The 12,718-nt window shown below is 46.8% G+C and carries 7 protein-coding genes and 2 rRNA genes; all 9 read right to left on the bottom strand.

Translation table 11 applies throughout. The features are described 5' to 3' along the window. Positions 1–24: 24 nt before the first annotated feature. The 9 genes from DBX26_RS13585 to dusA all read right to left on the bottom strand — a co-directional run bounded on the left by DBX26_RS13585 (position 25) and on the right by dusA (position 12,376). Positions 25–2,915, bottom strand: a 23S ribosomal RNA gene (locus DBX26_RS13585). A gap of 280 nt (positions 2,916–3,195) precedes the next feature. Then, a 16S ribosomal RNA gene (locus DBX26_RS13590) occupies positions 3,196–4,748 on the bottom strand. Together the 16S and 23S rRNA genes form the textbook arrangement of a ribosomal RNA operon. Positions 4,749–5,370: 622 nt before the next feature. Next, entirely contained in the window at positions 5,371–6,150 is a 780-nt protein-coding gene (locus DBX26_RS13605; protein ID WP_020334598.1) for a phosphoadenylyl-sulfate reductase, read from the bottom strand. Continuing rightward, positions 6,143–7,879 (bottom strand): assimilatory sulfite reductase (NADPH) hemoprotein subunit, encoded by a 1,737-nt coding sequence (gene cysI, locus DBX26_RS13610; RefSeq protein WP_014233128.1) that lies wholly within the window; start codon positions 7,877–7,879, stop codon positions 6,143–6,145. The genes DBX26_RS13605 and cysI overlap by 8 nt, the downstream gene beginning before the upstream one ends. Continuing rightward, positions 7,879–9,750 (bottom strand): assimilatory sulfite reductase (NADPH) flavoprotein subunit, encoded by a 1,872-nt coding sequence (locus tag DBX26_RS13615; RefSeq protein WP_014233129.1) that lies wholly within the window; start codon positions 9,748–9,750, stop codon positions 7,879–7,881. The genes cysI and DBX26_RS13615 overlap by 1 nt, the downstream gene beginning before the upstream one ends. Before the next feature lie 117 nt (positions 9,751–9,867). After that, entirely contained in the window at positions 9,868–10,098 is a 231-nt protein-coding gene (locus tag DBX26_RS13620; protein WP_014233130.1) for a hypothetical protein, read from the bottom strand. A gap of 150 nt (positions 10,099–10,248) precedes the next feature. Next, positions 10,249–10,908, bottom strand: coding sequence for a TIGR04219 family outer membrane beta-barrel protein (locus DBX26_RS13625; protein ID WP_020334602.1), 660 nt, complete (start codon positions 10,906–10,908; stop codon positions 10,249–10,251). A 108-nt stretch (positions 10,909–11,016) separates the two neighbouring features. Continuing rightward, entirely contained in the window at positions 11,017–11,232 is a 216-nt protein-coding gene (pspG, locus tag DBX26_RS13630; protein ID WP_014233132.1) for an envelope stress response protein PspG, read from the bottom strand. Between the two features lie 163 nt (positions 11,233–11,395). After that, a complete protein-coding gene (gene dusA / locus DBX26_RS13635) occupies positions 11,396–12,376 on the bottom strand; it encodes a tRNA dihydrouridine(20/20a) synthase DusA (protein ID WP_014233133.1) in 981 nt (326 codons plus the stop codon). Positions 12,377–12,718: the final 342 nt, after the last annotated feature.

Genomic DNA, 12,718 nt, shown 5'->3' on the forward strand with positions numbered 1-12,718 from the left:
CCATCAAAACCCCTTGGGTGTTGTATGGTTAAGCCTCACGGGCAATTAGTACAGGTTAGCTCAACGCCTCACAACGCTTACACACCCTGCCTATCAACGTCGTAGTCTACGACAACCCTTTAGGATACTTAAAGTATCAGGGAGAACTCATCTCAAGGCTCGCTTCCCGCTTAGATGCTTTCAGCGGTTATCGATCCCGAACTTAGCTACCGGGCAATGCGTCTGGCGACACAACCCGAACACCAGAGGTTCGTCCACTCCGGTCCTCTCGTACTAGGAGCAGCCCCTTTCAATTCTCCAACGCCCACGGCAGATAGGGACCGAACTGTCTCACGACGTTCTAAACCCAGCTCGCGTACCACTTTAAATGGCGAACAGCCATACCCTTGGGACCGACTTCAGCCCCAGGATGTGATGAGCCGACATCGAGGTGCCAAACACCGCCGTCGATATGAACTCTTGGGCGGTATCAGCCTGTTATCCCCGGAGTACCTTTTATCCGTTGAGCGATGGCCCTTCCATTCAGAACCACCGGATCACTATGACCTGCTTTCGCACCTGCTCGAATTGTCATTCTCGCAGTCAAGCGGGCTTATGCCATTGCACTAACCTCACGATGTCCAACCGTGATTAGCCCACCTTCGTGCTCCTCCGTTACGCTTTGGGAGGAGACCGCCCCAGTCAAACTACCCACCAGGCACTGTCCGCAACCCCGATAAGGGGTCGACGTTAGAACATCAACACTACAAGGGTGGTATTTCAAGGACGGCTCCACAGATACTGGCGTACCTGTTTCAAAGCCTCCCACCTATCCTACACATGTAGGGTCAATGTTCAGTGCCAAGCTGTAGTAAAGGTTCACGGGGTCTTTCCGTCTAGCCGCGGGTACACTGCATCTTCACAGCGATTTCAATTTCACTGAGTCTCGGGTGGAGACAGCGTGGCCATCATTACGCCATTCGTGCAGGTCGGAACTTACCCGACAAGGAATTTCGCTACCTTAGGACCGTTATAGTTACGGCCGCCGTTTACCGGGGCTTCGATCAAGAGCTTCGACCGAAGTCTAACCCCATCAATTAACCTTCCGGCACCGGGCAGGCGTCACACCGTATACGTCATCTTACGATTTTGCACAGTGCTGTGTTTTTAATAAACAGTTGCAGCCACCTGGTATCTGCGACTCTCAATAGCTCCATCCGCGAGGGACTTCACCGTCGAGAGCGTACCTTCTCCCGAAGTTACGGTACCATTTTGCCTAGTTCCTTCACCCGAGTTCTCTCAAGCGCCTTGGTATTCTCTACCCGACCACCTGTGTCGGTTTGGGGTACGATTCCTTACAATCTGAAGCTTAGAGGCTTTTCCTGGAAGCATGGCATCAATGACTTCACTACCGTAGTAGCTCGACGTCGTGTCTCAGCCTTAAAGAGAGCCGGATTTACCTAACTCTCAAGCCTACGCACTTGAACCTGGACAACCGTCGCCAGGCCCACCTAGCCTTCTCCGTCCCCCCATCGCAATTGTAAGAAGTACGGGAATATTAACCCGTTTCCCATCGACTACGCCTTTCGGCCTCGCCTTAGGGGTCGACTTACCCTGCCCCGATTAACGTTGGACAGGAACCCTTGGTCTTCCGGCGAGGAGGTTTTTCACCCCCTTTATCGTTACTCATGTCAGCATTCGCACTTCTGATACGTCCAGCATGCGTTACCACACACCTTCAACCGCTTACAGAACGCTCCCCTACCCAATGCACAAAAGTGCATTGCCGCAGCTTCGGTTTACTACTTAGCCCCGTTACATCTTCCGCGCAGGCCGACTCGACCAGTGAGCTATTACGCTTTCTTTAAATGATGGCTGCTTCTAAGCCAACATCCTGGCTGTCTGAGCCTTCCCACATCGTTTCCCACTTAGTAGTAATTTGGGACCTTAGCTGGCGGTCTGGGTTGTTTCCCTCTCCACGACGGACGTTAGCACCCGCCGTGTGTCTCCCGGATAGTACTTACTGGTATTCGGAGTTTGCAAAGGGTTGGTAAGTCGGGATGACCCCCTAGCCTTAACAGTGCTCTACCCCCAGTAGTATTCGTCCGAGGCGCTACCTAAATAGCTTTCGGGGAGAACCAGCTATCTCCAGGTTTGATTGGCCTTTCACCCCTAGCCACAAGTCATCCGCTAATTTTTCAACATTAGTCGGTTCGGTCCTCCAGTTGATGTTACTCAACCTTCAACCTGCCCATGGCTAGATCACCTGGTTTCGGGTCTATATCCAGAGACTGAACGCCCAGTTAAGACTCGGTTTCCCTACGGCTCCCCTAGATGGTTAACCTTGCCACTGAATATAAGTCGCTGACCCATTATACAAAAGGTACGCAGTCACAGGACAACGCCTGCTCCTACTGCTTGTACGTACACGGTTTCAGGTTCTATTTCACTCCCCTCACAGGGGTTCTTTTCGCCTTTCCCTCACGGTACTGGTTCACTATCGGTCAGTCAGTAGTATTTAGCCTTGGAGGATGGTCCCCCCATATTCAGACAGGATATCACGTGCCCCGCCCTACTCGATTTCACTGAACACACATCGTCAACTACGGGACTATCACCCTGTATCGTCGGTCTTTCCAGACCGTTCGTCTAACGTGTGTAAAGCTTAAGGGCTAGTCCAATTTCGCTCGCCGCTACTTTCGGAATCTCGGTTGATTTCTTTTCCTCGGGGTACTTAGATGTTTCAGTTCCCCCGGTTCGCCTCCTGTTGCTATGTATTCACAACAGGATACTTACTTATGTAAGTGGGTTTCCCCATTCGGAAATCCCAGACTCAAGTGGCTTTTACTGCCTAATCTGGGCTTATCGCAAGTTAATACGTCCTTCATCGCCTCTGACTGCCAAGGCATCCACCGTGTACGCTTAGTCACTTAACCATACAACCCGAAGGAGTTTCGAATTGAAGTTAAACAACCAAAGTTGCTGTCTCATTATTTGAATGAGCGAGACAGCTTTCGATTTTGCCGGACTCAAATTCCAAGAACACTTGAATGTGTTTTTAGTTGTATTCAAATACATGAATACTTTGAGAACTTTACAAATAATCTTAAAGATTATTTTGTCAGCTTTCCAAATTGTTAAAGAGCTATGTTAGCTACAAGCTTTCGCTTGTGAACTATCAATCTGTGTGGACACTCATCGTGAGTAACCATCGTATAAGGAGGTGATCCAGCGCCAGGTTCCCCTAGCGCTACCTTGTTACGACTTCACCCCAGTCATGAACCACAAAGTGGTAAGCGTCCCCCCGAAGGTTAAACTACCTACTTCTTTTGCAGCCCACTCCCATGGTGTGACGGGCGGTGTGTACAAGGCCCGGGAACGTATTCACCGTGGCATTCTGATCCACGATTACTAGCGATTCCGACTTCATGGAGTCGAGTTGCAGACTCCAATCCGGACTACGACGCACTTTTTGGGATTCGCTCACTTTCGCAAGTTGGCCGCCCTCTGTATGCGCCATTGTAGCACGTGTGTAGCCCTACTCGTAAGGGCCATGATGACTTGACGTCGTCCCCACCTTCCTCCGGTTTATCACCGGCAGTCTCCCTGGAGTTCCCGACATTACTCGCTGGCAAACAAGGATAAGGGTTGCGCTCGTTGCGGGACTTAACCCAACATTTCACAACACGAGCTGACGACAGCCATGCAGCACCTGTCTCAGAGTTCCCGAAGGCACCAATCCATCTCTGGAAAGTTCTCTGGATGTCAAGAGTAGGTAAGGTTCTTCGCGTTGCATCGAATTAAACCACATGCTCCACCGCTTGTGCGGGCCCCCGTCAATTCATTTGAGTTTTAATCTTGCGACCGTACTCCCCAGGCGGTCTACTTAACGCGTTAGCTCCGAAAGCCACGGCTCAAGGCCACAACCTCCAAGTAGACATCGTTTACGGCGTGGACTACCAGGGTATCTAATCCTGTTTGCTCCCCACGCTTTCGCATCTGAGTGTCAGTATCTGTCCAGGGGGCCGCCTTCGCCACCGGTATTCCTTCAGATCTCTACGCATTTCACCGCTACACCTGAAATTCTACCCCCCTCTACAGTACTCTAGTCTGCCAGTTTCAAATGCTATTCCGAGGTTGAGCCCCGGGCTTTCACATCTGACTTAACAATCCACCTGCATGCGCTTTACGCCCAGTAATTCCGATTAACGCTCGCACCCTCCGTATTACCGCGGCTGCTGGCACGGAGTTAGCCGGTGCTTCTTCTGTCGCTAACGTCAAATCTATACGCTATTAACGCATAAACCTTCCTCACGACTGAAAGTGCTTTACAACCCGAAGGCCTTCTTCACACACGCGGCATGGCTGCATCAGGCTTGCGCCCATTGTGCAATATTCCCCACTGCTGCCTCCCGTAGGAGTCTGGACCGTGTCTCAGTTCCAGTGTGGCTGATCATCCTCTCAGACCAGCTAGGGATCGTCGCCTTGGTGAGCCCTTACCTCACCAACTAGCTAATCCCACCTAGGCATATCCTGACGCGAGAGGCCCGAAGGTCCCCCTCTTTGGCCCGTAGGCATCATGCGGTATTAGCCATCGTTTCCAATGGTTATCCCCCACATCAGGGCAATTTCCTAGGCATTACTCACCCGTCCGCCGCTCGACGCCGTTAACGTTCCCCGAAGGTTCAGTTAACTCGTTTCCGCTCGACTTGCATGTGTTAGGCCTGCCGCCAGCGTTCAATCTGAGCCATGATCAAACTCTTCAATTTAAGATTTTGTCGGCTCAATGAATACTGAACATTACATAATGTAATGTTTGAATTGACTGTGCTGAGTCCGAAGACTCAATGGTCACTTCGTATCATTGAAACCTAATTTGATACCGAGGTATCTAATTGGATTATCATCAACGAGTGCCCACACAGATTGATAGGTTCTTATTTTTAAAGAGCTACTCTTCTTTGCGATTCGCATCACTTCGGAAGAGGCGGCCATTCTAGCGAGATAATTTTCTGTGTCAAACACTTTTTGCTTTTTATTTTACTTTTTAAAAGTAAAGGCAATTAACTATTTCGCTTTTCTTTTTGACCTTGTCGACTTTGCTTGAACCCTTATGAGCGCTTGCCCTGTCGACGAGGTGGCATTATAGAGATCGCGCTCACGTTGGCAAGCGTTATTTTGCAAAATTTGCAAAAATAATGGTTAAACGATGACTTTTCACTCAAAGCCTTATTTATCCAACTTTACCCCTAACAATCAAACAGGTTATCCACAGAGTTATCCTTAAATACCTGTTTTTGCCCCCTGCTTTTTACTTCTATAAGTAAAAAAGAGAGCTGCTTTACAGCAGCTCTCTTTTTATAGGAGATGGAGACCGAGCTCTATCTCTTCTTATATACCCGAACCATCTTGTTCAGAGTCATCATCTTCGTGAAGTCCACATTCACGCTTCAAACCAAAGAATCGAGTTTCTTCCTCTGACATTCCAGGTTCCCACTTCTGCGTTGTATGTGTATCACCTACAGAGAGATAACCTTCATCCCAAAGTGGATGGTATTTCAGTCCGTGTTGCTCTAAGTAATAGTGGACATCTTTATTCGTCCAATCGATTACTGGCAAAAACTTAAATACGCCATTCTGAATTGATAGTATCGGCAAACCTGCTCGAGATTTGCTTTGCTCTCTGCGAAGGCCAGAAAACCAAGTTCCGACTTTAAGCTCTTTCAATGCACGACGCATTGGTTCAACTTTATTGAGTTTGTTGTACTTCTCGATCCCTTCAACACCCTGCTCCCAAAGTTTTCCATAACGAGCTTCTTGCCAATGAGCACTTTCTACTGCTCGGTAAACTTTTAGGTTGAGGTTCAGTTGCTCGGTTAACTCATCAATAAAGCGATAGGTTTCAGCAAACAAATACCCGGTATCCGTTAAGATAATTGGGATGTCTGGTTTTTCTTGAGTCACAAGATGAAGCATTACTGCGGCTTGGATACCAAAACTAGACGAAACGGCAAACTCTCCGTCTAGGTTTTCCAAAGCCCATTTTACTCGCTCTTGTGCCGAAAGCTGTTCAAGTTCGACATTGATTTGGGCAAGACGGAGGATTTGCTCCGTCTTAGTTAATGTCAGCAACTCTGCCAGCTCCGGTTTGGAAGCTACAGAATCAAGCATGCAAGTCCCTCTTAGATACTTTGACTTCTTGAATGATGCCAGCGCGGATTGCAAAATCACCAAATCCTTCGCCAGTTTCACGCTCTGTAGCCCAACGACCTACAAGCTGATCAATCTCTTCTAGTATCTGTTTGTCAGTGATGTTTTCTTTATACATCTTCGGAATACGTGTACCCGCTCGGTTACCGCCTAGGTGAAGGTTGTAACGACCCGGTGCTTTACCTACTAAACCAATTTCCGCCAACATTGCGCGGCCACAACCGTTAGGGCAACCAGTGACACGCAGAATGATGTTGTCTTCTTCAGGTAAACCGTGTTTTTCCAGGATACCTTCTACATCAGTAACAAACTGAGGTAGGAAACGTTCGGCTTCCGCCATTGCAAGCGGACAAGTCGGGAACGCCACACACGCCATTGAGTTTTTACGCTGTTCACTAACGCTATCATCAACTAGGCCATGCTCACGAGCGATCTTCTCGATTAGCTCTTTTTGATCAGCCGGTACGCCCGCAACAATCAGGTTTTGGTTCGCTGTCATGCGGAAATCACCTTTGTGAATTTTCGCGATTTCAGCGACACCCGTTTTTAGTGGCTTACCTGGGTAATCCAATAAACGACCATTCTCGATAAACATCGCTAAGTGGTGCTTACCATCAATGCCTTCTACCCAACCGATTCGATCACCGCGTTCGGTAAACTCGTATGGGCGGCTTTCTTCAAACTGAATGCCAGCACGTTTTTCTACTTCCGCTTTAAAGACGTCAATACCAACACGATCTAGTGTGTATTTAGTTTTCGCGTTCTTACGGTTTGAACGGTTACCCCAGTCACGCTGAGTCGTTACAACTGCAGCGGCAACATCGAGTGTCTTTTCTAGTGGAACAAAACCAAAGTCGTCTGCACGGCGAGCGTAAGTTGACGTATCGCCATGCGTCATTGCCAGACCACCGCCAACAAGCACGTTGAAACCAACCAGCTTGCCGTTATCTGCAATTGCGACGAAGTTCAGGTCGTTCGCGTGTACATCCACATCATTTTGCGGAGGGATCACAACGGTCGTTTTGAACTTACGTGGTAAGTAATTTTTACCAAGAATCGGCTCGTCTTCTTCTGTTGATTCGACTTTCTCACCGTCTAACCAGATTTCAGCATACGCACGCGTTTTTGGAAGAAGATGCTCACTGATCTTCTTCGCCCACTCGTATGCTTCCTGGTGCAGCTCAGACTCAACTGGGTTCGTAGTACACAGTACGTTACGGTTAACGTCACCTGCCGTTGCAATTGAATCGATACCAATACTGTTCAACGTTTGGTGCATCAACTTGATGTTTGGCTTCAGTACACCGTGGAACTGGAACGTTTGACGTGTCGTCAGACGAATACTTCCATATAGAGAGTGCTCTGTTGCAAACTTATCAATCGCTAACCACTGTGTTGGGGTAATAATACCGCCAGGCATACGAGCACGAAGCATCACGTTATGAAGAGGCTCAAGCTTTTGCTTGGTACGCTCGTTACGGATATCGCGGTCGTCTTGCTGATACATACCGTGGAAACGAATTAACTGGAAGTTGTCTGCGGTAAAACCACCAGTAATACGATCCTGTAGGTCTTGCTCAATAGTGCCACGTAATAGGTTACTTTCTCTTTTTAGACGCTCGTTATCAGATAGTGGTCCTAGCTCTTCGCCTAATACAACCTGCTTATTATTCTCAGTCGAAAAAGTCATTAGTACACATCCCTCTGATAACGTTTCGCTTTACGTAAGTCATTAATAAATTGTTCTGCTTCATCGCGAGCCAGTTTACCTTCCTGCTCTGCAACAATAACAAGTGCGTCATGAACATCTTTTGCCATGCGGGTAGCATCACCACATACATAGATGTAAGCGCCTTCTTGAATCCACTGCCAAACTTGCTCAGCGTTTTCCAGAATACGGTGTTGCACATAAACCTTTTCTACTTGGTCACGGCTAAATGCCACATCCAAACGGCTTAGTGCGCCTGACTTAAGGTATTTTTGCCATTCAACTTGGTACAAGAAGTCTTGCGTGAATGTGCGGTCGCCAAAGAACAACCAGTTTTTACCTTCTGCATCGCGGTTTTCGCGCTCTTGAATAAAGCTACGGAATGGAGCAATACCAGTACCTGGGCCTACCATGATGATTGGTGTATTGTCGTCTTCTGGCAGTTTGAAGTTATTGTTGTGTTCGATAAACACTTTAACTTCACCACCTTCTTCCAGGCGTTGTGCCAGGAAGCTAGACGCACCACCATAACGTTTCTCTTCGTTGTGATCGTACTCGACCAAACCAACCGTCAAATGCACTTCTTCATCCACTTCTGCTTGGCTTGAAGCAATAGAGTAAAGACGCGGAGTTAGACGACGAAGTAAACCTACCAGTTCATCAGCCGTTAACTTAGTTTTCTTCTCTGCCAGCACATCTACGATTTGCGTGTTAGCCGAGTACTCACGAAGCTTGTCTTTATCTTCAACCAGCTTTTGCAGCTTCTTGCTACCAGAAAGCTCTGCAAACTTAGTCACAAACTGAGGGTTAGATGTCGTGATTTCGTATTTACTCACTAGCGCACTGTGAATAGACAAGCTCTCGCCATCAACTTCTACCGTTTCAACACCTGACAGGCCAACTTTGCCAAGAACCGCATTTGCTAGTTCTGAGCTGTTTTCATACCACACACCTAACGCATCGCCAGGTTGGTAAGTAAGACCAGAGTCTTCCAGATCGATTTCGATATGGCGAACGTCTTTACCTGAATCTCGGCCAGTGATCTTTTGGCTGGTCAACAGTGTCGCTGTGTATGGGTTCTGCTTGTTGTATTGCGAGTGCGTTGCCGCTGCTTGTCCAACAGGAAGTTGCACAACTTCAGCTTCGTTACCAGATGAAAGTGTTTCTTTTACTTTCTCCAGTGCGCTCTTACGCCATTCAGTAGCAGGTGCTTCGTAGTCAACGTCACAGTCAATACGGTCGATAAACGGCTTCGCACCTAGTTTTGATAAATAAGTGTCGAAGTCTTTACCTGTTTGACAGAAGAATTCATAGCTTGAATCGCCAAGCGCAATAACACCGTACTGAAGGTTAGGCAGCTTTGGCGCTTTCTTAGATTGCAAGAACTCATGCAGTTCAATGGCATTATCTGGCGCTTCGCCTTCACCATTCGTAGACGCGACGAAAATAACGTGCGTTTCTTTAGCTAGGTTTTTGCCTTTGTAATCGCTGGCATCAAATAGCTCAACGGCAATTCCTTCTGCTTTTGCTTCTTGCTCTAAAGCTTCAGCAACACCTTTGGCATTACCTGTTTGAGAAGCAAAAATAATACTCAGTTTACCTGCTGGTTTTGCTGATACAGCGGCTGCAGCTTGCGTAATTGGCGTAGCCGCTGCACTCGGTTGATTTTGAGCCAAACCCCAGAAGTAACCACTGACCCAAGCAAGTTGTTGCGAAGACAACCCAGAGACAGTGTTTTGGAGTGAATTAAATTGTTGGTCATTCAGCGGGCTAGCGATTGGAGGAACTCCCCCTTGCCCGTTATTATCATCAGACACATTATTGTGTGAATACTCATTCTTTTGAAAAGACATTATCACGACATCCCTATTCATTGCGTGACGATAGAGTACCCACTCTCCTTAATAACAAGAAAGAATAGAAGTGAATGTTTTATAACTTTTTGGAAGTAAGAACGGCTTAGTTTTTGCTCAACGGTCTTCAATGCGGACTTGTTGAAACCCTACGGCCATCGCTGACTTTGATGCTGCATCCAAATCTTCATAAAGACATTCTTCACCATGATTGTCTGTCAGAAACACGAATCCACCTCGTGCATGCCTAAACTCCACGACCCAACCACCTTCTTGGATCGACGGTTCAATAATGGCTTCCACAAGCTGGTTTTCACGAAATAGATGTCTTAATTCATTTATTGTCATCGCTATCCCTGCTCTAACTTTCACATTGATCCTAGATAAGCATGGTCTAACTGGAGAAAATAGGCAGAAAAATTCGATTACATATAATGAAGAGGTATAAAAAAACGCCGCTTATAATGCGACGTTTTAAAACCAGAACCGTTAATCGGCTTAAAAAGTGTATTCAGCACTCAAGAAAAAGCCATCGGCGAAAATGAACTCTTTACCTAAACTTGAAAGAAATTGTTCTGATTCCAAGTCTATCACTCGATAACCACCACGAAATGCCAGTTGGTTTTCTTGCAAAGGCAGTTTGTATTGAATGCCTGCCATTAGATCTGTGCTTTTAATGCCTTTACTGTCACCAAAGTTCATTTCTCCAATCACATCAAAATTGGTATTTGGAACGGTTATTTCCGCGTAGCCGTACCATGCCCAAATGAGGTCATCAAAATCTTCAGTGCGAGGAGAGGTGCCAGCATCAATGTACTTCGTATCACTTAAATTACTGAAAGTAAGGCCGGCATCAAAGTGCAATAAATCATGCTCTAACACTTGGTAATACAGCGTCAGATCTAATTTATCAAAGCCCATGTAATCGGCATCAATGCTGGTATATCGCAAGCGTGCATTAGGAACGTATTTTACGTCATGTTCAATTGCGGCATAGAATGCGCCAGTTGTACTGCTATCTCTTCTTACTTCGTTAACTTTTGTATCTGCCGCCCAGACATCCACGCCAACTTTAGTTGAAACGGAAGACTCAGCGAAAACAGGAAAAGTGGCTGCCAGCGATAGTGCTGTTAAAGCGATGGTCGCTTTATTTGTCATGTAGTGTGTTCTCCGAGATAGCTGATATTCAACAGTTAGGGTATAAGTAGAAATATACCACACTCTCATACCCCTCCATCAACTAAATCAATGAGATCAACGGATCGCCTATTTGTAGCGAGGCTGCGCAACCACGTTTTTGAAAAACCAGATACCCAATGCGATGACAATTAGCCAAGGTAACAGTTTTAGTACCGCACCTATCATCCCCAGTAAAAACATCACAACCAGAGCAATACCTGTTGCCGCGAATACTGTCACCATTGTGATGCCCGTTACTAATAGGGTCGCCGCAAAGACTAAAAGAAAGATCAGCTCCAACATAATTACTTCTCCATACATTTTTCAAATAACAGAGCAGGTAACATGCCAACTTGGAAGAACCAATATAATTCCTTGATATATAAAAACAAAAAAGCCAGAGGCATTTCTGCACTCTGGCTTACTCATTCTCTAGTTGGTCATTTTAACCAACCACTGGTGAATTTTACACATTCAACTCTTTTGGGATCTTCGCTAACGCATCTTGCAGCACTTCTAGACCAGAACCAGGCTTGTGCGCATTTTCACTGATATGACGACGCCATTGACGAGCACCCGGCATGCTTTGGAATAAACCCAGCATATGACGAGTAATATGACCGATATATGCGCCTTTTGCGAGTTGCTCTTCAATGTAAGGGTACATTTCTTCTACAATTTCGCTGCGCTTTTTCACCGGAGCACTCGAACCAAATAGTTCTTGATCGACCGAGGCAAGAATATACGGGCTTTGATAAGCTTCGCGGCCAATCATCACACCATCAAGATGTTGTAGATGCGCTTTCGCTTCTTCTAACGATTTTACCCCGCCATTTATAGCGACAGTTAGATGAGAGAAGTCTTTCTTTAACTGGTAAGCTCGCGGGTAATCCAATGGTGGAATCTCGCGGTTCTCTTTCGGGCTAAGGCCACTTAGCCAGGCTTTGCGCGCGTGAATGGTAAACTGCTCACAACCGCCTTTCTCAGACACAATCGACACAAAATCCGTCAGGAACTCGTAAGAGTCTTGATCATCAATACCGATACGTGTTTTTACTGTAACGGGTACATCAACCACGTCTTTCATTGCGGCGACACAGTCTGCGACCAGCTGAGGCTCCGCCATCAGACACGCACCAAAGCGACCGTTTTGCACACGATCAGATGGGCAACCCACGTTCAGGTTGATCTCATCATAACCACGCTCCTCGGCAAGCTTGGCACACTTAGCCAGATCTTCAGGGTTCGAGCCACCCAACTGAAGGGCTAACGGATGCTCCTCTTCGTTGTAAGCAAGAAAGTCTCCTTTTCCATGAATGATCGCGCCTGTGGTCACCATTTCAGTGTACAGCAGGGTTTCTTTGGTCATTAAGCGATGGAAGTAGCGACAATGACGATCGGTCCAATCCAACATTGGTGCTACGGAGAGCCTGCAAGAATGAGTCATGATTTCAACACCCGTTTTTATGTTACCAAGGTCGAGCGCAGCAGTACGCCCAAAAAATAAGTCGGGTATTGTATACCCAAGTCACCTTAAGGTGCTAGTTTCCACATGAAGTTCTTGGCCATAAAACCAATCCGCAGATGATGTGAATACTGTCTCCTGCAAAGAAGAAGTGGTCGATAAAAACGATTTCTGCACCGTCTTACCATTCTGTTATGACCACTTCGTCACGATGCGAGGAGCGATTTGCTTTAATTCATGATTTTCGCAGTGATAGTAGGTAAAATGAAATATCTCTAGACGAACTTCGTAGAGAAAGAATTTATAATTGAGCACGTCCAATAG

It is taken from the genome of Vibrio sp. dhg (genome assembly GCF_003443775.1).
Taxonomy (GTDB): Bacteria; Pseudomonadota; Gammaproteobacteria; order Enterobacterales; family Vibrionaceae; genus Vibrio; species Vibrio natriegens.